The 24,564-nt window shown below is 58.4% G+C and carries 23 protein-coding genes; 12 read left to right on the forward strand and 11 right to left on the reverse strand.

The features are described from left to right. Nucleotides 1–8: 8 nt before the first annotated feature. The 3 genes from AACV31_RS12845 to AACV31_RS12855 all read right to left on the reverse strand — a co-directional run bounded on the left by AACV31_RS12845 (nt 9) and on the right by AACV31_RS12855 (nt 1,606). A complete protein-coding gene (locus tag AACV31_RS12845) occupies nt 9–1,067 on the reverse strand; it encodes a dipeptidase (protein WP_165153054.1) in 1,059 nt (352 codons plus the stop codon). A gap of 136 nt (nt 1,068–1,203) precedes the next feature. Beyond that, nucleotides 1,204–1,476, reverse strand: a complete 273-nt coding sequence (locus tag AACV31_RS12850; protein ID WP_075199512.1) for a hypothetical protein — start codon at nt 1,474–1,476, stop codon at nt 1,204–1,206. After that, nucleotides 1,451–1,606 (reverse strand): hypothetical protein, encoded by a 156-nt coding sequence (locus AACV31_RS12855; protein WP_165153004.1) that lies wholly within the window; start codon nt 1,604–1,606, stop codon nt 1,451–1,453. Before AACV31_RS12855 ends, AACV31_RS12850 begins: the two co-directional genes overlap by 26 nt. A 475-nt stretch (nt 1,607–2,081) precedes the next feature. Between AACV31_RS12855 and AACV31_RS12860 the strand changes: the two genes are divergently transcribed. Both AACV31_RS12860 and AACV31_RS12865 read left to right on the forward strand, forming a co-directional pair. Next, the gene (locus AACV31_RS12860; protein ID WP_165153056.1) at nt 2,082–2,885 is read left to right on the forward strand and encodes a YPO3983 family protein; all 804 of its coding nucleotides are present in this window, start codon (nt 2,082–2,084) and stop codon (nt 2,883–2,885) included. After that, nucleotides 2,878–3,324, forward strand: coding sequence for a DUF943 family protein (locus tag AACV31_RS12865; RefSeq protein ID WP_032806220.1), 447 nt, complete (start codon nt 2,878–2,880; stop codon nt 3,322–3,324). The genes AACV31_RS12860 and AACV31_RS12865 overlap by 8 nt, the downstream gene beginning before the upstream one ends. A 50-nt stretch (nt 3,325–3,374) precedes the next feature. Here the strand turns inward: AACV31_RS12865 and AACV31_RS12870 are convergent, their stop codons facing one another. Then, nucleotides 3,375–3,569 (reverse strand): hypothetical protein, encoded by a 195-nt coding sequence (locus AACV31_RS12870; RefSeq protein WP_105538147.1) that lies wholly within the window; start codon nt 3,567–3,569, stop codon nt 3,375–3,377. Between the two features lie 111 nt (nt 3,570–3,680). Here AACV31_RS12870 and AACV31_RS12875 point away from each other — a divergent pair, with 111 nt between their 5' ends. The 3 genes from AACV31_RS12875 (at nt 3,681) to gap (ending at nt 6,284) form a co-directional block, all read left to right on the forward strand. Further along, nucleotides 3,681–3,974, forward strand: coding sequence for a hypothetical protein (locus AACV31_RS12875; protein WP_165153058.1), 294 nt, complete (start codon nt 3,681–3,683; stop codon nt 3,972–3,974). A 241-nt stretch (nt 3,975–4,215) separates the two neighbouring features. Continuing rightward, complete coding sequence (locus AACV31_RS12880; RefSeq protein ID WP_165153060.1) at nt 4,216–5,196, forward strand: GlxA family transcriptional regulator; 981 nt, start codon at nt 4,216–4,218, stop codon at nt 5,194–5,196. A gap of 77 nt (nt 5,197–5,273) precedes the next feature. Further along, nucleotides 5,274–6,284, forward strand: a complete 1,011-nt coding sequence (gene gap / locus AACV31_RS12885; RefSeq protein ID WP_165153062.1) for a type I glyceraldehyde-3-phosphate dehydrogenase — start codon at nt 5,274–5,276, stop codon at nt 6,282–6,284. A gap of 46 nt (nt 6,285–6,330) precedes the next feature. Here gap and AACV31_RS12890 read toward each other — a convergent pair whose 3' ends face one another. Beyond that, the gene (locus AACV31_RS12890; protein ID WP_007699216.1) at nt 6,331–6,735 is read right to left on the reverse strand and encodes a RidA family protein; all 405 of its coding nucleotides are present in this window, start codon (nt 6,733–6,735) and stop codon (nt 6,331–6,333) included. A gap of 143 nt (nt 6,736–6,878) precedes the next feature. Between AACV31_RS12890 and AACV31_RS12895 the strand changes: the two genes are divergently transcribed. Further along, on the forward strand, nt 6,879–7,466 hold the full coding sequence (locus AACV31_RS12895; RefSeq protein ID WP_032989081.1) for a TetR/AcrR family transcriptional regulator: 588 nt from the start codon (nt 6,879–6,881) through the stop codon (nt 7,464–7,466). A gap of 116 nt (nt 7,467–7,582) precedes the next feature. On the opposite strand, the gene AACV31_RS12900 is transcribed toward AACV31_RS12895, so the two are convergent. Continuing rightward, entirely contained in the window at nt 7,583–8,383 is an 801-nt protein-coding gene (locus tag AACV31_RS12900; protein ID WP_161589328.1) for a class I SAM-dependent methyltransferase, read from the reverse strand. Between the two features lie 543 nt (nt 8,384–8,926). Here AACV31_RS12900 and AACV31_RS12905 point away from each other — a divergent pair. Continuing rightward, on the forward strand, nt 8,927–9,844 hold the full coding sequence (locus tag AACV31_RS12905; protein ID WP_165153064.1) for an SDR family NAD(P)-dependent oxidoreductase: 918 nt from the start codon (nt 8,927–8,929) through the stop codon (nt 9,842–9,844). Nucleotides 9,845–9,847: 3 nt separating this feature from the next. Here the strand turns inward: AACV31_RS12905 and AACV31_RS12910 are convergent, their stop codons facing one another. Further along, nucleotides 9,848–10,924 carry a LacI family DNA-binding transcriptional regulator gene (locus AACV31_RS12910; protein WP_185155282.1) on the reverse strand — a complete coding sequence of 359 codons (1,077 nt, stop codon included), beginning with the start codon at nt 10,922–10,924 and terminating at the stop codon, nt 9,848–9,850. Between the two features lie 246 nt (nt 10,925–11,170). On the opposite strand from AACV31_RS12910, the gene AACV31_RS12915 reads away from it, so the two are divergent. The 3 genes from AACV31_RS12915 to AACV31_RS12925 all read left to right on the forward strand — a co-directional run bounded on the left by AACV31_RS12915 (nt 11,171) and on the right by AACV31_RS12925 (nt 17,549). After that, complete coding sequence (locus AACV31_RS12915; RefSeq protein WP_165153068.1) at nt 11,171–14,302, forward strand: beta-galactosidase; 3,132 nt, start codon at nt 11,171–11,173, stop codon at nt 14,300–14,302. 68 nt (nt 14,303–14,370) lie between these two features. After that, on the forward strand, nt 14,371–15,636 hold the full coding sequence (locus AACV31_RS12920; protein WP_041923232.1) for an oligosaccharide MFS transporter: 1,266 nt from the start codon (nt 14,371–14,373) through the stop codon (nt 15,634–15,636). 212 nt (nt 15,637–15,848) lie between these two features. Continuing rightward, nucleotides 15,849–17,549: an NAD-dependent malic enzyme gene (locus tag AACV31_RS12925; RefSeq protein ID WP_165153070.1), complete on the forward strand. Its 1,701-nt coding sequence runs from the start codon at nt 15,849–15,851 to the stop codon at nt 17,547–17,549. Nucleotides 17,550–17,602: 53 nt separating this feature from the next. Here the strand turns inward: AACV31_RS12925 and AACV31_RS12930 are convergent, their stop codons facing one another. Continuing rightward, nucleotides 17,603–17,860, reverse strand: a complete 258-nt coding sequence (locus tag AACV31_RS12930; RefSeq protein WP_007762450.1) for a hypothetical protein — start codon at nt 17,858–17,860, stop codon at nt 17,603–17,605. A 132-nt stretch (nt 17,861–17,992) separates the two neighbouring features. Next, the gene (locus AACV31_RS12935) at nt 17,993–18,814 is read right to left on the reverse strand and encodes a TIM barrel protein (protein WP_105538156.1); all 822 of its coding nucleotides are present in this window, start codon (nt 18,812–18,814) and stop codon (nt 17,993–17,995) included. 356 nt (nt 18,815–19,170) lie between these two features. Here AACV31_RS12935 and AACV31_RS12940 point away from each other — a divergent pair, with 356 nt between their 5' ends. Continuing rightward, a complete protein-coding gene (locus tag AACV31_RS12940) occupies nt 19,171–20,676 on the forward strand; it encodes a CoA-acylating methylmalonate-semialdehyde dehydrogenase (protein WP_105538157.1) in 1,506 nt (501 codons plus the stop codon). Between the two features lie 18 nt (nt 20,677–20,694). Then, nucleotides 20,695–21,504 carry a 5-deoxy-glucuronate isomerase gene (gene iolB / locus AACV31_RS12945; protein ID WP_165153072.1) on the forward strand — a complete coding sequence of 270 codons (810 nt, stop codon included), beginning with the start codon at nt 20,695–20,697 and terminating at the stop codon, nt 21,502–21,504. Between the two features lie 54 nt (nt 21,505–21,558). Here iolB and AACV31_RS12950 read toward each other — a convergent pair whose 3' ends face one another. Together AACV31_RS12950 and AACV31_RS12955 are read right to left on the reverse strand one after the other, a co-directional pair. After that, entirely contained in the window at nt 21,559–22,410 is an 852-nt protein-coding gene (locus tag AACV31_RS12950; RefSeq protein WP_007762518.1) for a MurR/RpiR family transcriptional regulator, read from the reverse strand. Between the two features lie 146 nt (nt 22,411–22,556). After that, entirely contained in the window at nt 22,557–24,470 is a 1,914-nt protein-coding gene (locus AACV31_RS12955) for a bifunctional 5-dehydro-2-deoxygluconokinase/5-dehydro-2-deoxyphosphogluconate aldolase (protein ID WP_165153074.1), read from the reverse strand. Nucleotides 24,471–24,564 lie beyond the last annotated feature (94 nt).

Below are 24,564 nucleotides of genomic sequence, written 5' to 3' on the forward strand. Positions count from 1 at the left end.
TTAACCATTTATTGCGATTCTCCCCAGGCGAGCCTGAGCACGCGCAACCAGTTGCGCCAGGCGAGTTTTTCCAGCAGCGGCGCGTCGAACCCTGCCGCCGCCAGCGCCTGCATCAGACGCGGTAAACCGGTGACGTCGCCCATCGCATCCGGCAGGCTGATGCCGTCGAAATCCGATCCGAACGCCACCCGGTCTTCACCCAGTTTAGTAATCAGATACTCAACGTGCGTAACAATTTCGGACAAGGGCGTGTCGCCGTTGCGCTGCCCGTCGGCGCGCAGAAAGGCGGTGCCGAAGTTCACGCCGACCAGCCCGTCGCTCGCCTTAATGGCCGCGAGTTGCTCATCGGTGAGGTTGCGCGGCTGCGCGCAGAGCGCGTGGGCGTTGGAGTGCGTCGCCACCAGCGGCCCGCCGCCGATGGCCGCGGTATCGAAAAACGCCTTCTGATTCATATGCGAGACATCCACCAGCACATGGCGCTCGCGACAGGCGCGGATGAGCGCTTTACCGGCAGGCGTTAACCCGGCGCCGGTATCCGGCGAGCCAGGAAACGGCCCGCTGACCCCTTCGCCAAAAACGTTGGGGGTGTTCCAGAATGGCCCGATGCTGCGCACGCCCTGGGCGAGCAGGGCGTCGAGCGGCTCGAGTTGGGCGTCGATCGCCTGCGCGCCTTCGAGATGCAACACCAGCGCCACCGCGTCATCCGCCATGCACTGCTCGATATCCGCCACCGTGCGGCAGACGCGCATTTTCCCGCCGGAGGCCTGCGCCATAGCGTGAAAGAGCTCAATCTGCGCCTGCGTAATGGCGAGCGGATCGTGCATCGTTTCGGCATCCGCCAGCGGCAGATTACGCATCTGCGCGACATACTCCGGCGGCGGCACGAACACCGCGAACAACCCGCCAGCAAAGCCACCCTGGCGCATCCGCGGATAATCCAGATGGCCGCCTTTAAGGCCGCTGAACACCGCCCCGACAGGCTCGGCCTCCGCGCGCAGCCACAGGCGCAGCAGCAGATCGTTATGGCCGTCAAACACGGGTGGGAAAGAAGTGAGAAGGGCGTGCATCGGCGCTCCGAAGTAAAAAAACGGTTAACTTATTGTGGCATGGGTGAGGGGCGACCGCTTAAACGTGGGTGCGGTTTGGGGGAGGGGGAGTGAGGGTATATGAACAAACCTGATGGGGGGAATCTCCTCGGGTATACTATTTAGCGTGCGCAGCGTTATACCGTGATACCAGCCGCCGCCAGACGATTTTCATCAGAATAAATATTGCGAGCGCGACGATGAAATCAGCCGTTGCCATCAACAGCCACCATAATTGCTGGGCATTCAGGAAACCAGGCCATTCGGCGCTATCAACCAGCCAGTCAGTTTCCTGTCGGGTAAGTGGGCGCCAGAAATGTACGAGGGGTATAATTATCAAATAAAGCACAACGAAAAAGAGAATATCAACCAACAGGACAATCGCTTTCATACGCCACCACTTCAATTTCTCCATAAGTCACGGTGCCTTTCTCTGTGACAACTTTATTCGTTGCTAGTAATGCATTGCGCAACACCGCGAAATCGGAATGGCGCTTTTTATTGACCGAAAAACGCCACATCAGCATTCCTTTTTAATCATGCATTAACGTGAATCGCTCTCTGGTATGGTATAACGTGAGTTAACGGCGATATATTACTTTACTACTGAGACTATGTTGCCGTGAAATGCATGCTCTTCGCTGATTTAGGAATAACAATAAGGGGTTGTTGTTAGTAGTAGATTTACCAGGGGGGGGCAGTAAGTGATATGCCTCATTAAATTTATAAATCAATGAGCTTAGCGATTATCAACATTGATGTTCGTTAAATAATTGAAAATTAATCCTCATGCGTGTTGAGCGCCGCTGCTGAAGCTGCCAATTCTGATGGATGGATTCATAAGGGTAGACTATTTCAAGAAAGAAATATATTTCTGATAATTATTTAAAGATATTATTTTTTGAGAGGCGTCATATTTCAAAACAAAGCGTTTGAGCCGCCTGGTAAAGTCGTATAATGATGTCTCACCCATGTGATTTAAAAGGATGTATATCAATGAGTGGACTAGCTCAGCCGTTAACTGTTTTTACAAGCCAAAAACCTTTTAACGATCGCAACGCTGATGATATGAAGTGTGGCGATCTGGATGAAAAAACGCTTAAGGATCGTTTTAAACTGTATCAGGTATCACCCTTCATTGATTATTGCACCTATCGCTCTCCCTATGATCACCCGGCGCTGCGCCGCCTTGCGCCTTATACGAAAGAGAGGGTGATTGAAATGCTTTTTAATGATATGAAAACGCAATCCAAAGCTTTCTCTTTTGTCGGCACATATAAAGGCATTATCACCAGGTTAATTGACCATATGCATTATAAAGATGGTGCGGATTACTATGATTTGCAGATGAATCAGGCTTATAAAGAAGCGATCCTTAATGACAAGTCCGATGATAGTATGCTAAACGTCATTCAAGAGGCGTTGAATGGATTCGACTATAAAAAATATCAATTAACATCTGAAGCTTTTTCCTCTTTTACTCCCAGGGGGCGGTTGCCAAAATTTATGGGGTGGCAATCTTGTATTAATGGCCTGGGGATTTCAATCCACGATGTCAATAGTACGAAGATTACTATAGATTCACTTGACTTAAACTCGGGAAAATACAGTGCCGTTGTCCATTTTAAAGCACAGGACCATTTCGGTCTGGACACGGATGATATCGGTAAAGCTCAATTTAGCGCGTTTACCTTCTTCAGGATTTGGTTTGTATTGCAGCGTTTTAATAGATTTGCTTTTAAGCCGTTTTTCACTAATTTTGAAGCGAAAGTAACGTTGACGGGTAAATGTAATGTTTAAAAAGATAACAATTATTATATTTCTGTTGTCCATTTCTTGGGCTGGATGGGTGTTAATGGCGCCTGCAAAAATTATCAGGGTTGATGGTAATGCTATATATGTTGAAAACCTACCATTAACCAGCAAAGGTAAAATTAAGTGGTGGAAAGAAAATGAAAGGCGCCTTCAGGAGAAGTATAACCTTATTAAAGATGAAGAGAATTTTTATGTAATAGTAATGAACTTTGACAGGTATGAAAGCCCGCCAACGGGCAGTAACGATGGATCTATTGACGATTACCATTGTTTTGATGATATGAAAGAAAAAGAGCGTTGTATTTACAATGATATTGCTTTAATGATACATGGTAATATAAAGGAAAAGGTTTTTTACGGCGTCGATAAGAAAACGTACATCGAAACCCCTGACGGTAAATTGACGCTACTTGAACGTAATTAAATGGTTAGCCTCTGTGCGCCAGTGGCGCAGAGGCATGATCTGTTTGCAGTTTATTTTTTAAACTTGGCATAAGAGGGCACATATTTCACAAACCAGTACAGCACATGAACCAGCCACATAAACGTTAATGCGCCCGCGTGTTCAGGAACGACATAATGAAAAATAACACCGCCGAGCACAATAAAGAAAAAGGCGACGTAAGGTAAATACGGCTCAATAAAAAAGAAAATAGCTTTTTTCAGCATGGCGATTTCCCTTATTTATCCCTCGCTCCGCGCTTCGGTTATTCTACACGGCCCCGGCACATTCCGCTTCCCTGTACTACCCTTTATTTTTAACCTGTTGAAGGAGGCACGATGGCACAGTCGCATCTGATCGATACCCTGGAATTTGGGCCGGAAAACGCGCCTGAGTGTAAATATGAAATCTACGGCGAGGATGACAAACAGCCGCAATACGCCACGCGGTTTGTGCGTGACGATAGCGGTGAATGGCAGCCGCAGCAGGATGAGATCCGCTTTGCCGCGCAGCAGGAGCAGCAGGCTGCCAGCAGCACCATGGATTACGGCTACAGCGACGGCGCGCCGGAGCTGCGCGATTTGCTGGCCGAAGCGAAAGAACACTGCGAGCGCGACTGGCAATCGCGGTAGTAACGCCAGCCCCGCTGCGCCAGCGGCGGGAATTTCCTTAAATAATGACGCAGCCTTGTGGCAAATCTGTACGCTATATTTCCCCTCTTCAGTCATGCCCGCTTTCCTTTTATTCCCTGCGATTGTGCTTATCCCATAAAGCGTTATCCGGGCTACCGGCCACGCCATCACACGATCAGAAAACGCTGTACTGTTAAGTGCTCGTGTTGACTTAATTTGTATAAAGAGTATTTTTCAGGACATGAAAACTATTCTGATTATCGCCCCGGAAGGGGGCATGTTGCTGGAAGCGACCGGCATCGCCGATATCTTCACCCGGGCCAACCAGTTACGGCCTGCGGATGCCCCTGAGCCGCACTATCAGGTGACGCTTGCCACCACCCAGCCGCACCACGTGATCCACGGCGCCTCCGGCTTTAAGCTGCTGGCGGAGCACCGCCTGTGCGATCTCGCGCCGCACACGCCGTTCGACACTATTATGGTGACGGGCCGCGGGCTGACGGAAGAAGAGGGCGACCAGGTGGCGCTGTGGCTGTCCCAGGCGGCACCGTATGCCCGGCGTGTGGTCTCGGTGTGCGGCGGGGCGCTACTGCTGGCGCAGGCCGGTCTGCTGGACGGGCGGCGCGCCACCACCCACTGGCGGTTGCTCGATACGCTCGCCGCGCGCTTCCCGGCGGTGACGGTGGAGCGCGGGCCGATTTATGTGCAGGACGGCGATATCTGGACCTCGGCAGGCGTAACCTCCGGGTTTGACCTGACGCTGGCGCTGTTGGAAGAGGACGGCGGGTTTGAGCTGGCGCGTAACGTTGCGCAGGAGCTGGTGATGTATCTGCGCCGCCCCGGCGGCCAGTCGCAGTTCAGCCGCTATCTGCTGACCCAGGCGAAAACGCCAGGCCCGATCCGCGATCTCCAGGGCTGGATCCTTGAGAACCTGGCGCAGGATCTCAGCGTTGAGCGGCTGGCGGAACAGGTGGCGATGAGCCCGCGCAATTTCACCCGCGTGTTTACGCGCGAAACCGGCGTGCCGCCCGCCCGTTATGTGGAAGAGGCGCGTCTCGACGCTGCCCGCCAGCGCCTGGAGCAGGGGAGCGAAAGTATTGAACAGGTGGCGACGCAGTGCGGTTTCGGTAACGCCATTAATCTGCGCCGCGTCTTTGAGCGCAACCTGCATCTCACGCCGTCGGACTACCGCGAACGCTTCTGTGCGCGCATGATGGCGTAAAGTGATCTAATCTCGTCATTTACGCCATTCGCCCTCTGTTACACACTCTCTACAGACGTTAACAGAGGAGCTTCATCATGGTTAAAGTAGGCATTAACGGATTTGGCCGTATCGGCCGCAACGTACTACGCGCCGCGCTGGGCAATGAGGCGTTTCAGGTCGTGGCGATTAACGATCTCACCGACAGCAAAACCCTGGCGCATCTGCTGAAACATGACTCCCTGCTCGGCACGCTGCCGGCGACCATAGAAGCGGGCGAGGGCGAGCTGAAGCTCGACGGGCGCGCCATCCGCGTCTTCTCCGAGCGCGACCCCGGCAATATTCCGTGGAGCAGCGTGGGCGTGGAAATTGTCATCGAAGCCACCGGTTTCTTTACCGACAAAGCCCAGGCCGAAGCGCACATCACCAAAGGCGGCGCGAAGCGCGTCATTATTTCGGCCCCGGCGAAAAACGACGACCTCACCATCGTCATGGGCGTTAACCATGAGCAGTACGATCCGGCGCGGCATCACGTGGTCAGCAACGGCAGCTGCACCACTAACGGCCTCGCGCCCGCAGCCCAGGTGCTGCATCAGCAGTTCGGCATTCAGCACGGCCTGATGAACACCACCCACGCTTACACCAACAGCCAGGCGCTTCACGACCAGCCGGAGAAAGATCTGCGCGGCGCGCGCGCGGCGGCGCTCTCCATCGTGCCGTACTCCAGCGGGGCGGCGAAGGCTATAGGTAAAGTGATCCCTGAACTCGACGGGCGCATGACAGGTTACTCGCTGCGCGTGCCGGTACCGGTAGTGTCGATTGTCGATCTCACCGTCACGCTCGCCCGCGATGTCACCGTGGAAGAGGTCAACGCCGCGTTCCTGAAAGCATCCCAGGAAGGGCCGCTGAAAGGCATTCTCGGTTACAGCGACGAACCGCTGGTCTCCAGCGACTACCGCGGCGATCCGCGCTCGTCCATTATCGACGGCCTCTCGACGCTGGTGATTGGCGGCAATATGGTCAAAATTCTCGCCTGGTATGATAACGAATGGGGCTTCTCAAACCGGCTGGTGGATCTGGCGCTGTTAATGGCGCGCCGCGGCCTGTAAGGCGCAGTGGTTGATAAAAAGGATGGCCCTGAGCCATCCTTTTTTATTATGCGCGCGGCCCGTCCGGGATACGGGCAATCACTTTGATTTCAAAATCAAAGCCCGCCAGCCAGTTGACGCCGACGGCGGTCCAGTTCGGGTACGGCGGCGCCGGGAAAATGGCCTGTTTAACCGCCATAATGGCCGGAAACTGGCGCTCAGGATCGGTATGAAACGTGGTGACATCCACCAGATCGTCAAAGGTACAACCGGCGGCGGCGAGCGTCGCGCGCAGGTTCTCAAACGCAAGCCGCACCTGCGCTTCAAAATCCGGCTCCGGCGTGCCGTCGGCGCGGCTGCCGACCTGGCCTGAAACAAACAGCAGATCGCCGCTGCGGATGGCGGCGGAGTAGCCGTGTTCTTCATACAACGCATGACGGTTAGCGGGGAAAACGGGTTCACGAGAGGTCATAAGGTGTCCTGTTAACGGTTGGGCAAGAAGCCGGGTGCGCCTTGCCGGGAATTGATTTAATATACGCGGCGTATGTGAATAATCATTACACATACGCCGCGTATGTCAATTGAAATACGTCGCGTATGTGAAAAGGAGATCCTATGGCCGCAAAACGGCGCATCGACACCATGGAAGAAAACCGCGCGAAGCTCATCGCGGCGGCGCGTAAGGCGTTTGCTGAGAAAGGGTTTGCGGCCGCTTCAATGGATGAACTCACCGCCAGCGTCGGCCTGACGCGCGGCGCGCTGTATCATAATTTCGGCGATAAAAAAGGGCTGCTCGCCGCCGTGGTTGCCCAGGTGGACGGCGAGATGGCGCAGCGCGCGAAAGCGGCCGCCGCAGGCGTGGAAGACCCCTGGGAAACGCTCATCGCCGAAGGCGTCGCCTATATTCAGATGGCGCTGGATGAAGAGGTGCGGCGCATCGTGCTGCTGGATGGCCCGGCGTTTCTCGGCGATCCGGCGCAGTGGCCGAGCCAGAATAGCTGCCTTGACGCCACGCGCGAGACGGTTATCAGCATGATGGCGCGCGGGATAATCAAACCGGTGGATGCCGACGCCGCCGCGCGGCTGCTGAACGGCGCGGCGCTCAATGCCGCGCTGTGGGTGGCCGCAAGCCCGGAACCGGAAGAAGCGCTGCCGAAAATGATCGAGGTGTTTACGCTGCTGGCAGGCGGTCTTCGCGCCTGAGTATGAAACAAGGATGGCCTGACGCCATCCTTGTATTGTCAGCTAAACCGAAAGAATGGATGAATCGTTACGTCCGCTATTATTAGCCCCGCAGCTCGTGCGGAGCTATAGCGTTTCTACATCGGTTTAATTGAGCATGTTGCTATAAACGTTGGCATATATTTATCAATAAGAAAACGTGGCGCAGGCTGAAAAGCCTCATCGAAACCCGTCAATATCAAACCGGCTTCCAGCTGGCCGCTAATTTGTTCCGCTAACGTATGGCCAAAAACAAAGGCCTCGTTCATGGCTAACTTTTTTTCAATTTCCTCTGCGCTCAGATCCGTTATATCAGCATAAGGTAAAATGAAAGCTGGCTTCATCAAACCACTCTGGGCTAAATCAGGTGAACGGTCAAAAACAAAGACTACCGGATTATAAAAGCCGCTGAGTAACTTCCCGCCTTTGCGTAGGACGCGGAAACATTCGGCCCAAACTTTACGTATGTTCGGTATATACAGATTAGAGATGGGATGGAAAATCAGGTCGAATGACTCATCCTCAAAGGCTGATAAATCCTGCATATCGCCCAGTACTGTTTTTAAGGTCAGATTGTCGCGTTTCGCAACCCTCTCATCTAAGGCCAGTTGTTCTTTCGAAGCATCAAGTACAATCACCTCCGCGCCGGCAGCTGCCAGCACGGGAGCCTGCTGCCCACCAGAGGCGGCCAGACACAGAACACGTATACCTTGCACGTCGTCAAGCCATCCAGCCGGGAGTTCAGAAGGTATAAGTTGCACCCGCCACTGGCCTTTTCGGGCGGCCTGGATGGTTTCCGTTGTCACGGGACGCGACCAGTCACCATTTTCGCGCGCCATGCGATCCCATACGGCCTGATTGTGATGGTAAATATTATTGAGGGAAAAAGGATTCGACATCATTATCTGTCCTGAGCAAGTTAAAACAATGCCCGACAGTAAAGCACAAAAATTTTGCTATCTGCTGCCATTAACATTAGCGGCAAGCAGACAAATGACATGAACGACAATGCGCATTTACTCCCGGCAAACCAGTAAGTGTTCATAGCACATTAGTTGTTCATTTCAGGAAAACCTCAACAGGCAGGAAGATTATATGAATATGCTCCTGAAATATAATTCCACAAAGCTGTTCATACAAGTCTGATTTTTAAATTAGAGGTATCTGTCGCTATTAACCGGCTCCCTGTTAACTCATACGCGGCAATGTAAGCAAAATTTCAGTGTGGAGTGAAAATTGCGGGCCTCCGCTCCTCGCTCATACCAACCCCCCTGTATCCCCCTTCCTCTCAAACAAATCGGTTTCAGTTTCATCATTAACGTGCAGGTTAAAAAGCCCATCTTTTTGCGTTCTACGCATCCCGGTCCAGACTGAAAGCTGGGCCGTGCCGCCCTTCGGGCCTGAAGCGGCGCGGCAATGTGCTGATAAAAAGAGGGGCCGCTATGTCTGAAGAACGAATGATCAACACCACTATCGTTATCACCGGGGCGTCGAGCGGTTTTGGCCGCGGGGCCGCGCTGGCGCTCGCTAAACGCGGCGCGAACGTCGTGCTGGCGGCGCGTCGGGGCGAGGCGCTGGAAGCGCTGGCGCAGGAGATAAACGCTGACAACGGCCACGCGCTGGCGGTAGAGACAGACGTCAGCCAGCCGGATCAGGTGGAGCGCCTGGCGCAGGCGGCGATCGCGCGCTTCGGGCCGATTAACGTCTGGATCAATAACGTCGGCATCGGGGCGCTCGGCTGGTTCTGGGAGATCCCGATAGCCGATCATGAGCGGCTGGTGGATGTGAACCTGAAAGGCGTGATTTACGGCGCGCACGTGGCGATGAAACATTTTATCGCCCAGGGCTTCGGCGTGCTGATCAACACCGGCTCGGTGGACAGCGAAGTGCCGCTGGCGTTTCAGTCGAGCTACGCCGCCACCAAAGCCGCCGTGCTGAGCCTCGGGCGCACCATTAACGAGGAGCTGCGGCTTAACGATTACCACGACATCAAAGTAGTGACCATCATGCCGTGGGCGGTGGATACGCCGTGGTGGACCCACGCCGCCAACTATACCGGCCACGCGCCGCGCATGGCCGCGATGGATTCGCCGGAGAAAGTGATCGACGCGATGGTCAAAGCCTGCTTCAAACCGCAAGAGGAGATCCCGGTGGGCTGGAAGGCGCGCTCGTCGAATTTATCGCACCATCTGTTCCCGGATATGACGGAAAAACTCTCCGCTAAGGTGATTAACCGCTCGGTGGAAAAAGCGCAGCCGCTGGCCCCGACGACCGGCGCTATTTATACGCCGATGGCGGACACTACCACCATTGACGGCGGCATTCGCGCGCGAATGAAGCAGGAGGATAACGCGCGCTGAGGCTCAGCACTCGCGCAGGGCTTTTACCAGGCGCGTCATTTCATCGAGCAGCCGTTCGCGAGAGGCGTTGCGGTCGCCCAGCGGCGCGGTGGAGCGGCGCTCGATAAAGCGGGTCGGCAGCAGGGTGGAACCACTCTCGCCGTGGCCCGTGAGGCGCGCCACCATGCGGTTCACCGCCTCTGCGCCGAGCCGGTTGAAATCCTGCTCGACGGTGGTCAGCGGCGGAATGAAATAGGCACTGTCCGGCGTGTCGTCATAGCCAATCACCGAGACATCCTGCGGCACGCGCAGGCCCAGCTCATCCAGCGCGCTCATGGCGCCGAACGCCATCTGATCGTTCGCCACCACCAGCGCCGTGATATCGCGCCGGGTGCGGAACAGGCTCAGCGTCTGCCGCCAGGCGTCTTTCGAACTCCAGTCGCCGTGTAATACCGCGCTGGGGGTAAGCCCGTGCGCGCTCAGCACGTCCTGCCAGCAGGCGAGACGCATGCCGGATGCCACCGAGTGTTCGGGCCCCGCGAGCAGCGCGATGCGCTGATGCCCGCCGCCCAGCAGAAACTCCACGCTCTGGCGCGAGCCGTCGCGCGGGTCAAAGCTCACGTGAAAGACGTCGCTGTCGGCGGGCACATCAAGAAACAGGCACAGCAGATCGCTGTTGTCGTTAACGAGGCTTGCGGCCGCCTCCGCCCCGAGCGGCAGGTTGATAATGACGCCATCCACTTTTTGCGCGCGCATTTCATTGAGCGAGCGTTGTAGCTCCTCCAGCGTGCCGGTTTCCAGCGTGGCGATCACCACGCTGTAGTCTGCCCGCGCGGCGTGGCTTTTGATGGCGGCGGCAATCTGCGAGGGCGCATGCAGCGCCAGAGAAACGGTGATAAACCCGAGCGTGCGGGTGGCTTTCCCGGCCAGCAGTTGCGCGCTGCGGTTTGGCACAAACTGCAAGGCGTCCATCGCGTCCAGCACCCGCTGGCGCGTCGCGGGCGAGACCATCTCCGGTTTATTAAGCACGCGCGACACCGTCTGGTGCGACACCCCGGCTTTCTGCGCCACGTCATCCAGCGTGCTGAGTCGTTTTTTCATCGCCATTCCTCTGCCTCTCGTCGCCGCAATGATCGGCGATGGTGCGCGATAAAGTCAATTTATGGCGCGAAATGTCATGCGCTAACATCATTACTGTGGTGCAGATCGCAATTCACGATCCTGCGCGCGTCGCGATGTGATCCAGGATCGCATTCTGCAACGCCGCCATTCGCGATCTGTCCGGTTTCCCGCCATGCTGATTCTTTATGTTAGCGCACGACATTTTTTGATTTCCAGGGAACCATCATGACAGAAAACCCCACCACGACCGCTTTTAACGAACTCCAGACGCGCCCGCTGGCGACGATCCTTGCCCGCAATGACTGGCAAAACCCGGCGATCACCAGCGTTAACCGTCTGCCGTCCCATACGCCGCTGCATGGCTGGCGCGACGCCGACCAGGCGCGCCGGGGCGAGCCGTCCGACGCCGTGCTGTCGCTCGACGGCGAATGGCAGTTCAGCTTTTTCACCAGCCCTCACCAGGTGCCGGAAGTCTGGCTGGCGGCGGATCTCAGCGACGCCCGCGCCACGCCGGTGCCGTCAAACTGGCAGATGGAAGGCTACGACACGCCGATCTACACCAACGTGCGCTACCCGATCCCGGTGAATCCGCCGTTTGTGCCGGACGACAACCCGACCGGCTGCTATTCGCGCGATATCGAGGTGCCGCAGGCGTGGCTGGAGGCGGGCCGCACGCGCATTGTCTTCGGCGGCGTGAATTCGGCGTTTTATCTCTGGTGTAACGGGCAGTGGGTGGGGTACTCGCAGGACAGCCGCCTGCCGGCGGAGTTCGATCTCACCGGCGTGCTGCACGCGGGCCGCAACCGCCTGTGCGTGCTGGTGCTGCGCTGGTCGGACGGCACTTATCTGGAAGATCAGGATATGTGGCGCATGAGCGGCATTTTCCGCCCGGTCAGCCTGCTGCATCTCCCGGAGCAGGCGCTGGCCGATGTGCGCGTGCATACCGAGCTTGCGCCGTCGCTGCGCCACGCCACGCTGTTCAGCGAGGTGGAAGTGACGCCCGCCGCGCGCGGGCTCAGCGTCAGTCTCGCGCTGTGGCGCGGTGATAACGAAGTGGCGAGCCAGACGCTGCCGCTTGGCTCGGCCCCGATTGATGAGCGCGGCAACTACGCCGAGCGCGTAACGCTCTCGCTCGACGTTGACAACCCGCTGCTGTGGAGCGCCGAAGCGCCGCACCTGTACCGCGCGGTGGTGACGCTGCTGGACGCCGACGGCATGCCGCTGGTCTCTGAGGCGCACGACGTCGGCTTTCGTCGCGTGGAAATCCACAACGGCCTGCTGACGCTCAACGGCCAGCCGCTGCTGATCCGCGGCGTTAACCGTCACGAGCACCACCCGGAAAAAGGCCAGGCGGTGGACGAGGCGGCGATGGTGCAGGATATTCTGCTGATGAAGCAGAACAACTTTAACGCCGTGCGCTGTTCGCACTACCCCAACCAGCCGCGCTGGTATGAGCTGTGCAGCCGCTACGGGCTGTACGTGGTGGATGAAGCCAATTTTGAAACCCACGGCATGGAGCCGATGAGCCGTCTCTCGGACGATCCGGTGTGGCTGGGCGCCTACAGCGAGCGCGTCACCCGGATGGTGAAATGCAACCGTAACCACCCGAGCATTATTATCTGGTCGCTCGGCAATGAGTCAGGCAACGGCGCGACTCACACCGCGCTCTATAACTGGATCAAGCATCAGGACCCGACGCGCCCGGTGCAGTATGAAGGCGGCGGGGCGGATACCCGCGCGACCGACATCATCTGCCCGATGTACGCGCGCGTAGAGACCGACCAGCTTATTCCTGGGGTGCCGAAGTGGTCGATCAAAAAGTGGATTGCTATGCCAGGCGAAACCCGCCCGCTGATCCTCTGCGAATACGCGCACGCGATGGGCAACAGCCTGGGGAATTTCGCCGACTACTGGGCCGCGTTCCGCCAGTATCCGCGCCTTCAGGGCGGCTTTATCTGGGACTGGGCCGACCAGGCCATCACGCGCGTCGAGCCTGACGGCAGCCGCTGGTGGGCCTACGGCGGCGATTTCGGCGACACGCCGAATGACCGTCAGTTCTGCATGAACGGACTGGTCTTCCCGGACCGCACGCCGCACCCGGCGCTCTTTGAGGCGAAGCATCAGCAGCAGTTCTTCCAGTTCCGTCTGGTGAGCGAAAGCCCGCTGCAACTCGAGGTGACCAGCGAATACCTGTTCCGCGAGAGCGACAACGAGCGCCTGCTGTGGAGCATCGAGGTGCGCGGCGAGACGCGCCTGAGCGGGGAGCTGACGCTCTCCCTCGGCCCGCAGGCGTCCCGCGTGCTGACGCTCAGCGACACGGGCTTTAGCGCCCGCGCGGGCGACGAGGACGTCTGGCTGCATGTGCGCGTCGAACAGCCGCAGGCGACGCCGTGGTCGCCGGAAGGGCATCTCAGCGCCTGGGCGCAGTGGCCGCTCGCCGCGCCGCTCGCGCTGCCGGAGCCGCTTGTGGCAGGCGACGCGCCGCAGCTTGATATCACCGACGCGGAATTTGTCATCCGCCACGGCCGTCAGACCTGGCGCGTGAGCCGCGCGAGCGGCCAGCTGACGCAGTGGAGCGACGACGGCGTGGATCAGATGCTGACGCCGCTTGCCGATCAGTTCATCCGTGCGCCTATCGATAACGATATCGGCGTTAGCGAAGTGGAACGCATCGATCCGAACGCCTGGGTGGAGCGCTGGAAAGCCGCCGGACTGTATGAGACCGAACACCGCTGCCTGGTCTGTGACGCGCAGACCACCCGCGACGGCGTAGAGGTGCGCGCGCAGCATGCGTACTTCGTAAAAGGCGTGGCGGACGGCCCGGCCATTCTCAGCTACTGGCGTATGGTGGTGGATAACCGGGGCGCGCTGCACTGCGATATTGACGTCGCGCGCAGCCCGGCGCTGCCGCCGTTGCCGCGCGCAGGCGTGGTCTGTCAGTTACGCGGCGGCGAAGAGACGGCAAGCTGGCTTGGCCTCGGCCCGCATGAGAACTACCCGGACCGCCTGAGCAGCGCGTGCTTCTCGCGCTGGACGCTGCCGCTTTCAGAACTCACCACGCCCTATATTTTCCCAGGCGAAAACGGCCTGCGCTGCAACACCCGCGAGCTTAACTGGAACGGCTGGCAGGCCGAGGGCGAGTTTCATTTCTCGCTAAGCCCTTATGGCACGCGTCAACTGATGGAGACCAGCCACTGGCATAAATTGCAGCCGGAAGCGGGTATCTGGCTGACGCTTGACGGCTTCCATATGGGCGTCGGCGGCGATGACTCCTGGACGCCGAGCGTGCACCCGGAATATCTGCTGACCGCGCGGGAATACCGCTATCGCTTTACCCTGCGCAGACGGCAAGGCTGACAGGGCATGACCGCCGGGGCGCGCCCCGGCGTTAACAACAAAAACAACCTCCACACAGAAGGTGAAAGATGAATAAGCCTGCCCTGACCCCGGTTGAAAAACAGAACTTCATATTCTTTTTGCTGTTCTTCTTTTTCTACTACTTCATTATGTCGGCCTACTTTCCGTTCTTCCCGGTGTGGCTGGCGGATGTCGCGCATCTCAGTAAAACGGATACCGGGATTGTGTTCTCGTGTATCTCGCTGTTCGCGATTATCTTCCAGCCGGTGTTTGGCCTGGTCTCCGACAAGCTCGGGCTGCGCAAACATCTGCTGTGGACGATAACCGGTCTGCTGGTGCTGTTCGCGCCGTTTTTTATCTTCGTGCTTAAGCCGCTGCTGGCCTTTAACATCTGGGTCGGGGCGCTGGTTGGCGGCTGCTATCTGGGGATTGTCTTCTCAAGCGGCTCCGGCGCGGTGGAGGCGTATATTGAGCGCGTCAGCCGCGCCAATAACTTTGAATATGGCAAAGTGCGCGTCTCCGGCTGCGTGGGCTGGGCGCTGTGCGCCTCGATGACCGGCATGCTGTTTGGCGTGAACCCCAATATTATCTTCTGGGTGGCGTCGGCGTGCGCGCTGATCCTGGCGGGCGTCCTGTGGTTCTCGCGTCCGGCGGGGGAGAGCGGCAACCTGATCTCCGGCACGAAGGAGACCAGCCAGGCGTTCTCGATGAAACTCGTCAGCGAGCTGTTCAGAATGCGCAGCTTCTGGGCGTTTATCATCTACGTGGTGGGCGTGGCGAGCGTGTATGACGTCTTTGACCAGCAGTTCGCCAACTTCTTTAAAGGCTTTTTCTCAAGCCCCGAGCGCGGCACCCAGATTTTCGGCTTCGTCACCACTGGCGGGGAGCTGCTCAACGCCACCGTGATGTTCTTCACGCCGTTTATCATTAACCGCATCGGCAGCAAAAACGCGCTGCTTATCGCGGGCGCGATCATGTCGGTGCGCATTATCGGCTCGTCGTTCGCCACCGCCGACTGGCAGGTAATCATCCTGAAAACGCTGCATATGTTTGAACTGCCGTTCCTGCTGGTGGGCACGTTTAAATACATTTCCGCCGTTTTTGATCCGCGCCTTTCCGCCACGCTGTTTCTGGTGGGCTTTAATCTCTCCAAACAGCTCTCCGGCGTGGTGCTCTCCACCTGGGCGGGCCGGATGTATGACACCGTGGGCTTCCAGCAGACCTATCTGGTGCTTGGGCTTATCACGCTTGGCTTTACCGTGATTTCCTTCTTTACGCTGCAGGGCCGCCCGCGCCCGGCGCTTGAAAAATCCCCCGATTCTTCACTGGCCTGACGGCCGCACCGTTCACGGGGGGAGCGCGTCTCCCCCATATTCCGCATGATGAATAAATTGCATGGCATTGATGCGACAAATCTGTCCATTTAAGGAAGAGTGACGGGCCGCTTTCTTATACACTATGTGCCGCTATGGTAATCCGCCCGTTCCGACGCGGCCTCCAGAAAGCCAATGGTGAGGCTTCTGCCGCGCAAAAAAGAGTGAGACAGATGGAAATCAAACACAAAAAAAACCGTTCGCTTTACATTCCCTACGCCGGTCCCGTTCTGCTGGAGTTCCCGCTGCTGAATAAAGGCAGCGCCTTCAGCATGGAGGAGCGCAGCAACTTCAACCTGCTGGGGCTGTTGCCGGAAGTGGTGGAAACCATTGAGGAGCAGGCGGAGCGCGCATGGCGACAGTTTGAAGATTTCAAAACGGATATTGATAAACACATTTACCTGCGCAACATCCAGGACACCAACGAAACCCTGTTCTATCGCCTGCTGGAAAACCATCTTGAAGTGATGATGCCCATCATCTACACCCCGACGGTGGGCTCGGCCTGCGAACGGTTTTCCGAAATCTACCGCCGCGCCCGCGGGGTGTTCATCTCCTGGCCGAACCGCCACAACATGGATGACATTCTGCAGAACGTGCCAATCCATAACATCAAGGTGATCGTGGTGACCGACGGCGAGCGTATTCTCGGCCTCGGCGACCAGGGTATCGGCGGCATGGGCATTCCTATCGGCAAGTTGTCGCTCTACACCGCCTGCGGCGGCATCAGCCCGGCGTATACGCTGCCTATCGTGCTGGATGCCGGCACCAACAACCAGCAATTGCTGAACGACCCGCTCTACATGGGCTGGCGTCACCCGCGTATCACCGACGACGAGTACTACGCGTTCGTTGATGACTTCATCCAGGCGGTAAAACAGCGCTGGCCGAACGTGCTTTTGCAGTTTGAAGATTTCGCGCAGAAAAACGCGATGCCGTTGCTTGAGCGTTATCGCGACGAGATCTGCTGCTTTAACGATGATATTCAGGGCACCGCGGCGGTGACGCTCGGCACGCTGATTGCCGCGAGCCGCGCGGCGGGCAGCCAGCTCAGCGAGCAGAAAATCGTCTTCCTGGGCGCAGGCTCCGCCGGGTGCGGCATCGCCGAGCAGATCATCGCGTGGATGCGCACCGAAGGCGGCTTAAGCGACGAGCAGGCGCGCGCGCGCGTCTATATGGTCGACCGTTTCGGCCTGCTGACCGACAACATGCCAAACCTGTTGCCGTTCCAGTCGAGGCTGGTGCAAAAACGCGACAGCCTTCAGGGCTGGGATACGCAGAGTGATTCGGTTTCGCTGCTGGACGTGGTGCGCAACGCCAAACCGGATATTCTCATCGGCGTGTCCGGCCAGACTGGTCTTTTCACCGAAGAGATCATCCGCGAGATGCACAAGCACTGCGCGCGCCCGATTGTCATGCCGCTCTCGAACCCGACCTCACGCGTTGAGGCGACGCCGCACGACATCCTGAACTGGACCGACGGCGCGGCGCTGGTGGCGACGGGCAGCCCGTTCCAGCCGGTGACGGTGAAAGAGAAAACCTACCCGATTGCGCAGTGCAACAACGCCTATATCTTCCCCGGCATCGGGCTTGGGATTATTTCGTCCGGCGCGCTGCGCGTGACCGATGAAATGATGATGGCGGCGAGTGAAGCGCTGGCCTCGCATTCGCCGCTGGTCAATACCGGCAGCGGGCTGGTGCTGCCGCCGCTGACTGACATTCAGGAAGTGTCGAAGGATATCGCCTTTGCGGTAGGCAAAATGGCGCAGCAGCAGGGTGTGGCGGTGAAAACCTCCGCCGAGGCGCTGTTACAGGCCATTGAAGATAACTTCTGGCTGCCGGAATACCGCAGCTATCGCCGCACCTCTATCTGATGCGGCTTCACGCTGGCGCGCCTGCGCCAGCGTCTCTTCCCCCGCCGTTTACTTTATCCGCCCCAGCGCGCCCACAGCGTTCTGCCCGCCACGGTCGTTATCAGTGAACAGATAACCGACACCACCGCCAGCTCAATAAAATAGGCGTTAAAATCATCAAGGAAAGGCACCACGTTCACCACGGCTGCGACGTCGCGTAGCTCGCTGGCATGCAGCAGCGCGAACAGCACATGCGGGATATTCAGGAAGAAAAAAATAAACAGCAGACAAAAGATAATGGATTCAATGGTGTTGGCAGGGGTGACTCTCATTGACGCGCCCGGTTCTGAATAAAGGACAACCCCGACGACGCCTGTCGCCGCGGGGTCTGGCCTCGCATCATACCTGAAACCGCGCCCCGACCACAGGTGATTTTATCGCCGGTTTTCGGGCGCGCTTAGCCCTCAGGCCACGTGCTCTTGCACCCGTGCGATGCTGTTAACTATCTCACGCTCAATATCCGCTTCGCCCCATGACGCCATGGCGGAGGAGAACGGCTCAAAAGAGTAAACGCCTTTATAACCGCGCGCCTCCAGGGCCTTAATCTGCTCTACCGTCTTCAGCCTGTCGCCCGGCATCAGCATCAGGCGCTGATCGTCGGTCAGCGTCTCAAGCGGGCGCGGATCGCTAACGCCGGAGAGATGCACCAGCCCCATCATCGACACGTCCACCTGCGAAAGCGCCTGCGCCGCCTGCGGATAGAGCGCATGGTGGAACGTATCGATCAGCAGCTTAAACGGCACGCTGGCGTCGCGGATCAACGTCTGCGCTTCGGCCGCCGAACGCAGCGAACTTTGCGGATAACCGAGCGGCTCCACCAGCCCGTCAATACCATATTCCGCAAACAGCGGGGCGAGATCCTGCAAGGCCGCCAGGGTTTCCGCCGGCTCCACCTGACGACCGTCGTTTAATGGACAGATCACCAGCCCCGCTGCGCCCACCGCCTGCGCGTCTTTCAGCAGCGACTCGGTCAGCTCGCGCACCGCGGGCGTGCGCTGGTTAAACGGGTAGAGGGCATTAATGGTGACAATCTCAATGTCATAGCGCGCCGCCAGTTCGCGTACCTGCTCAGGGCTCAGATCGTCGGTGACCTTGCCGCTGGCCATATCGTTACGCAGCTCGACCTTGTTCAGCCCAAGCCGGTTGACCAGTTTAAAAAACGCGGGGATATCCAGACCGGTAGCGATTTTGCGGTTAACGCAGAAGCGGTGCATCTCAATAGTCATTATGCTCTCCTGAAAGCGATGGAATGAAACAGTTGGCTGTTTGTAATCAAAACATTTATTTCATAATTGGCAATATTTGAAAATGTGCTTCTTTGAGCAGTCTCACAAAAAATAGTTGATGAGTCTCGAAATTGCCAGTCGATACGTCATATATCCCTAATTTTCAGGGAGTAAAAGCAAGGTTTGAGCGAGGTATCAGGCGGCGATCGCTGAAAATGCGACCATTGTCACCAAAATTAAATTTCATTTATATTTTTATTGAAATATTCATTTCATTTAGCCAGGATGAGGACAGACGTTTTTACGCGAGCCGCCACGGCTCCCGCATTGACCCCCTCCAGACGACGAGGCTAAGCATGAATATCACAGGAAACTTTATCGGCGGAAAAACCTGCAACAGCAGCAGCGGCCAGACGGTGCCGGTCTTCGATCCGGCGACGGGCAAACCGGTGCGCGAACTCACGCAATCCACGGCCCAGGAGATCTCGGCGGCGATTCAGGTCGCTCATGAGGCGTTCACCGGCTGGGCCAATACCACGCCGCTGCGCCGCGCCAGGGTGCTGTTTCATTTCAAAATGCTGCTTGAGAAACATGCCGACGAGCTGGCGGCGATTATCGTCAGCGAGCATGGCAAGGTCTGGTCAGACGCCATGGGCGAGCTGACGCGCGGCATGGAAGTGGTGGAGTTCGCTTGTGGCATTCCGCACCTGATTAAAGGGGAGTATTCCTCTGATGTCGGCACCCGCGTCGACAGCTACTCGCTGATGCAGCCGCTCGGCGTGGTGGCGGGGATCACGCCGTTTAACTTCCCGGCGATGGTGCCGATGTGGATGTTCCCGATTGCGCTCGCCTGCGGCAACAGCTTTGTGCTGAAACCGCCTGCGCTGGCGCCGACCGCCGCGGTGCGTCTCGCTGAGCTGCTGTCAGAAGCCGGGCTGCCGGACGGCGTGTTCAACGTGGTGCATTGCAGTAATGAAGACGCTGAACAGCTCTACACCGATCCGCGTATCGCGGCGGTCAGCTTTGTCGGCTCATCCGGCGTGGCGGAGCATATCTATAAAACCGCCAGCGCTTACGGTAAACGCGTGCAGGCGTTCGGCGCGGCGAAAAACCACGCCATCGTCATGCCGGATGCCGATCTCGACGCCACAGTGAACGCTATCATGGGCGGCGCGTTTGGTTCGGCGGGCGAGCGCTGCATGGCGCTGCCGATTGTGGTCGCGGTGGGCGACGAAACGGCGGATAAACTGATTGCGCGCCTCACGCCGCTGGTGGAAGCGCTGAAAGTCGGGCCGGGCTGTATGCGCGGGCCGGAAGAGAATGAAATGGGGCCGGTGGTTTCCGACGCTCACCAGAAAAAAGTGCTGGGCTATATTGAAAAGGGCATCAGCGAAGGCGCGAAACTGGTGGTCGATGGCCGCACATTCCGCCTGCCAGGCTATGAAGCGGGTTATTACGTCGGCGGCACGCTGTTTGATAACGTAACGCCGGAAATGGTCATCTGGCGCGAAGAGATTTTCGGGCCGGTGCTCGGCATTGTTCGCGCGCCGGATTACGAGCGCGCGCTGGCGCTGATCAACAGCCATGAATTTGGCAACGGCAGCGCGATTTTCACCAGCAACGGGCATACGGCGCGTGAATTCGTGCATGACGTCCAGGCGGGGATGGTGGGCGTCAACGTGCCGGTGCCGGTGCCGATGGCGTTCCACAGTTTCGGCGGCTGGAAGCGTTCGGTCTTCGGCGCGTTGAATGTCCACGGGCCGGACGGCGTGCGGTTCTATACCCGCATGAAAACCGCTACGGTGCGCTGGCCGCAGGGGCAACAAACCGTCTCTGAATTCAGTATGCCGACGCTGGGTTAAGCTTTTCCAGGAGGAGCCATGTCGTTACTTGCAAAGGCGCAGCGCGACGCGCGCCATTTACAGCACATCACCCCGGAAAGCGCCGGCTGGCGCTATATCGGCTTCGATGTCTGGATGTTGAAACAGGGCGAAACGGTCACGCTTGAGAGCGGCGACCGGGAGCTGTGCCTGGTGCTGGTGGCGGGTTTTGCCTCGGTGAAAACCCGCAACGCGGAGTTTCCGGGCCTCGGCGGGCGAATGTCGCCGTTTGAGCGCACGCCGCCGTGGTCGGTCTACGTGCCGCCGCAGGAGCGCGTCGAAGTGACCGCCGATTCGGATCTGGAGCTTGCCGTGTGCAGCGCGCCGGGCAAGGGCACGCTGCCTGCCAGGGTGATTTCGCCTGAAGAGGTGGGCGTCGAGCATCGCGGTAAAGGGCGTAACCAGCGCCTGGTGCATAACATTCTGCCGGACAGCGGCGAGGCGGACTGTCTGCTGGTGGTGGAGGTCTATACCGACGAGGGCGCCACCAGCTCCTGGCCTGCGCACAAGCACGATACGCCGGTGCCGGGGAAAGAGACGCAGCTTGAAGAGACCTACTACCACCGTTTCGATCCGCCGCAGGGGTTCGCCTTCCAGCGGGTATACACCGACGACCGCAACCTGGATGCCTGCATGGCGCCTTACAATCACGATGTGGTGATGGTGCCGCGCGGTTATCATCCGGTGGCGGCGGTCGCGGGCTATGACAGCTATTACCTGAACGTGATGGCCGGACCGGATCGCAAATGGCTTTTTACCTGGGAAGAGGATCACGCCTGGATTAACAGCGACGACTATCCGCGGCGTTAAGCCTGCATAAAAAAACGGCCCATCCGGGCCGTTTTTTATTGCGGTGGCGAGGCGTCAGGCCGTCTGCTGCGTGGTCTTGCTGTTGTTAAGCGCCAGCGAGACAGCGAGCGTCTGGGCGAGACAGAGCGAGGCTACCTGTGAGCGAAACCCATCCACCTGCGCTTCGCGCACCACAAAACAGACGTCGCTGAAAGCGGCAAGCGGACTCACCTGGCTGTCGGTTATCGCAATCTGGCGCGCTTTGCGCTGCGCGCCGAGCTCCACCAGTTCGACCACTTCGCGGGAGTACGGCGAGAAGCTCACCGCCACCACCACGTCTTTCGGCCCCACCAGGCTTAACTGTTCGGTAAACATGCCGCCCAGCCCGTCTATCAGAAACGCTTTACGGTCGAGATGACGCAGCGCGTAGGTGAGATAGGACGCGACGCTGAACGACCGGCGCAGGCCGATCACGTAGATATTCTCCGCCTCGGACAGCAGCCTGACGGCTTTCTCCAGATCTTCCGGCGCCATCTGCATCGCCAGTTGTTGCAGCGCCTGGGAGTTCACCATCGTAAACATGCTGAGGATTTCGGCTGGCGTTTCCGGCGCGCTGGTCTCTTCGCTGGCGGTCTGGCGGAACAGGCGCGCGCGTTCGGTATAGTTGGCCGTTTCTTCCATCAGATGCTGTCTGAACATCTGTTTCATTTCATTGAAGCCGCTGAAACCGAATGCATTGGCGAAACGGATAAGCGTCGATGGCGGCACATCCGCCTGCTGGGCGATAGAGGCGACGGTATCAAACGCCACGCTGTTGCTGTTATCGAGAATGTAGCGCGCCACCTGTTTGAGTCGTTTGCTGAGATCGTCATACCGGCGACGAATTTCATCCTGAAGGATGGAGAGCTGGGTCGGATTATTTGCCATGTATCGTGCCTGATAAAAAAGGGGGAAAAAGGAAAGCTTGTGTCAGTGTATCAAATGAAGCGAAATTTTCATTTTCCCGGATGAAATACGCGATTCATTTCACGAAGCAGGAAAGCGCGGAGCGACGGGGCCGCTCCGCGGGAAGGTTAACGGCGCGCTTCGCGCCAGAAGCCGATAAGCGTCAGGTAATTGTTTTTCACTTCGCCGATAAGCGCCTCGTCGCTGAGCTCGCCCTGCATCCAGCGGCGCGAGGGCTGGCCGAAAATAGTGCGCCCGACCGCGAAGCCTTTGATGAGGGGATGCGTCGCCGCTTCAGCGAAGCCTTCGCGCAACTGCTCCTGCGGCGCGTCGAGCCCGAGTAGCAGAATACCGCGACAGTAAGGATCTTCCCTGGCAATCAGCGCGCTGATTTCCTGCCAGTGGCGGCTCGCCAGCGGCGGCAGTTTCCACCAGTCCGGCTTAATGCCGAGCTGATAGAAATGCGCCAGCATCGTGTGGTAATGCTGTTGGTCTTTATCCGGACCGTTTTCCGGCAGAATCACTTCCAGCAGCAGTTCATGGCCCGACTGCTGACAGGCGCGCCACACCTCCAGCAGCAGCGCGTCCTGCTGTTCGCGAAGCGCCGCCGGATCGTGCGGATGATAAAACACCAGACATTTCACCACGTGTTCCAGCGGCCAGCTCGCGAGCTGCGAGCCGATATCGCCATGCTCAAGGCGCAGCGGACGCGAGCCCGGCAGTTCAATCGGACGGCCAATCCACCAGTTCTGACCGGTGATGGCATTGAGCGCGCGCTGCCCGTAGGTGCTGTCCGCCAGAATACCGCTGCGGCCCGCGAGCCCCGCCTCCTGCGCCGCGTCTTTCGCCGCCTGTAGCAGCAGCTGTTTCAGCGCCGGAATGCGCGCTTCATCGCAGCCGGTTTCACGGGCCAGATCGGCGAGCTGTTTGCGGTGATCGAAGGCGAAAATACACAGCTCCGGCCACGCCTGGCGACGAGAGGTGACGCGATGCAGATGGTTTAAGCGCGCGTCGAGATCCGGACGCGGCACCGCTTCGGCGCGGGCCAGATAGTCATCGAGTTCGGCGCGCGTCGGCATCGCCGGGGCGCAGCCGTGGCGGGAGACCACCAGCGCGCCGCAGGCGTTGGCGTAGCGACAGGCCTGCTCCCAGCCCTCGTCGTTCAGCCAGCCGCGCAGCAGCCCGGACATAAACGCATCGCCCGCGCCAAGCACGTTCAGCACCTCCACCCGCACGCCCTGATAAAGCGGGATGGTGTCCCAGCTGTCCGGCACCGCGCCTTCCAGCACCACGCAGCCCATCGGCCCGCGCTTGCAGACCAGCGTGGCGCCGGTGGCGTGGCGGACGTTTTTCAGCGCAGTCAGCGTATCGGTACTGCCGCCCGCGATATGAAACTCCTCTTCGGTGCCCACCACCAGATCGAACAGATGCAGCACTTCCTGAAGCTGACGTGTCACCGGCTCTGACTCCACGTAGCGCGTTTCGCCGTCGCCGGGGGAGGTCAGGCCCCACAGGACCGGACGGTAGTCGATATCCAGCGCGGTACGCAGGCCGTGGCGGCGCGCGTATTCCAGCGCTTTCAGCACGGCGGCGCGGGTGTCCGGGTGCGAGAGGTGCGTACCGGTCACCGCCAGCGCGCGGGCGGAGGCGATGTACTCTTCGTTGATATCCTGCGGCGTGAGCGCCATGTCGGCGCAATTGTCGCGATAGAAAATGAGCGGGAACGTCTCCTGATCTTTAATACCGAGCATCACCAGCGCCGTCAGCCGCTGTTTATCGGTGATCAGGTATTCGGTATCGACGCCCGCGCGCGTCAGCGTTTCACGCAGGAAGCGTCCGTTATGTTCATCCCCCACGCGGGCCAGCATCGCCGATCTCAGCCCCTGGATCGCGGTGCCGAACGCGACATTGCCTGACGATCCGCCGAGATATTTGGCGAAGGTCGCCACATCTTCAAGCCTGGCGCCGATCTGCTGCGCGTAGAGATCCACGGCAACACGGCCAATACAAATGACATCGAGCCGCTTAACTGCTGCATTCATAGCTACGGTTTCCTTTTGCATGCCTGCTTCACGAGAGGGCCGGAGAGGCGGCGGCGCGCCCGCAAGCAGCCTGAGGGTTAACAGTTGAACGTAG

This window comes from Cronobacter sp. EKM101R, from assembly GCF_963888145.1.
Taxonomy (GTDB): domain Bacteria; phylum Pseudomonadota; class Gammaproteobacteria; order Enterobacterales; family Enterobacteriaceae; genus Cronobacter; species Cronobacter turicensis.

Coding starts and splice junctions, on each gene's coding strand:
- AACV31_RS12845 (WP_165153054.1), bottom strand. CDS start 1,067: ATGCACGCCCTTCTCACTTCTTTCCCACCCGTGTTTGACGGCCATAAC.
- AACV31_RS12850 (WP_075199512.1), bottom strand. CDS start 1,476: ATGAAAGCGATTGTCCTGTTGGTTGATATTCTCTTTTTCGTTGTGCTT.
- AACV31_RS12855 (WP_165153004.1), bottom strand. CDS start 1,606: ATGTGGCGTTTTTCGGTCAATAAAAAGCGCCATTCCGATTTCGCGGTG.
- AACV31_RS12860 (WP_165153056.1), top strand. CDS start 2,082: ATGAGTGGACTAGCTCAGCCGTTAACTGTTTTTACAAGCCAAAAACCT.
- AACV31_RS12865 (WP_032806220.1), top strand. CDS start 2,878: ATGTTTAAAAAGATAACAATTATTATATTTCTGTTGTCCATTTCTTGG.
- AACV31_RS12870 (WP_105538147.1), bottom strand. CDS start 3,569: ATGCTGAAAAAAGCTATTTTCTTTTTTATTGAGCCGTATTTACCTTAC.
- AACV31_RS12875 (WP_165153058.1), top strand. CDS start 3,681: ATGGCACAGTCGCATCTGATCGATACCCTGGAATTTGGGCCGGAAAAC.
- AACV31_RS12880 (WP_165153060.1), top strand. CDS start 4,216: ATGAAAACTATTCTGATTATCGCCCCGGAAGGGGGCATGTTGCTGGAA.
- gap (WP_165153062.1), top strand. CDS start 5,274: ATGGTTAAAGTAGGCATTAACGGATTTGGCCGTATCGGCCGCAACGTA.
- AACV31_RS12890 (WP_007699216.1), bottom strand. CDS start 6,735: ATGACCTCTCGTGAACCCGTTTTCCCCGCTAACCGTCATGCGTTGTAT.
- AACV31_RS12895 (WP_032989081.1), top strand. CDS start 6,879: ATGGCCGCAAAACGGCGCATCGACACCATGGAAGAAAACCGCGCGAAG.
- AACV31_RS12900 (WP_161589328.1), bottom strand. CDS start 8,383: ATGTCGAATCCTTTTTCCCTCAATAATATTTACCATCACAATCAGGCC.
- AACV31_RS12905 (WP_165153064.1), top strand. CDS start 8,927: ATGTCTGAAGAACGAATGATCAACACCACTATCGTTATCACCGGGGCG.
- AACV31_RS12910 (WP_185155282.1), bottom strand. CDS start 10,924: ATGAAAAAACGACTCAGCACGCTGGATGACGTGGCGCAGAAAGCCGGG.
- AACV31_RS12915 (WP_165153068.1), top strand. CDS start 11,171: ATGACAGAAAACCCCACCACGACCGCTTTTAACGAACTCCAGACGCGC.
- AACV31_RS12920 (WP_041923232.1), top strand. CDS start 14,371: ATGAATAAGCCTGCCCTGACCCCGGTTGAAAAACAGAACTTCATATTC.
- AACV31_RS12925 (WP_165153070.1), top strand. CDS start 15,849: ATGGAAATCAAACACAAAAAAAACCGTTCGCTTTACATTCCCTACGCC.
- AACV31_RS12930 (WP_007762450.1), bottom strand. CDS start 17,860: ATGAGAGTCACCCCTGCCAACACCATTGAATCCATTATCTTTTGTCTG.
- AACV31_RS12935 (WP_105538156.1), bottom strand. CDS start 18,814: ATGACTATTGAGATGCACCGCTTCTGCGTTAACCGCAAAATCGCTACC.
- AACV31_RS12940 (WP_105538157.1), top strand. CDS start 19,171: ATGAATATCACAGGAAACTTTATCGGCGGAAAAACCTGCAACAGCAGC.
- iolB (WP_165153072.1), top strand. CDS start 20,695: ATGTCGTTACTTGCAAAGGCGCAGCGCGACGCGCGCCATTTACAGCAC.
- AACV31_RS12950 (WP_007762518.1), bottom strand. CDS start 22,410: ATGGCAAATAATCCGACCCAGCTCTCCATCCTTCAGGATGAAATTCGT.
- AACV31_RS12955 (WP_165153074.1), bottom strand. CDS start 24,470: ATGAATGCAGCAGTTAAGCGGCTCGATGTCATTTGTATTGGCCGTGTT.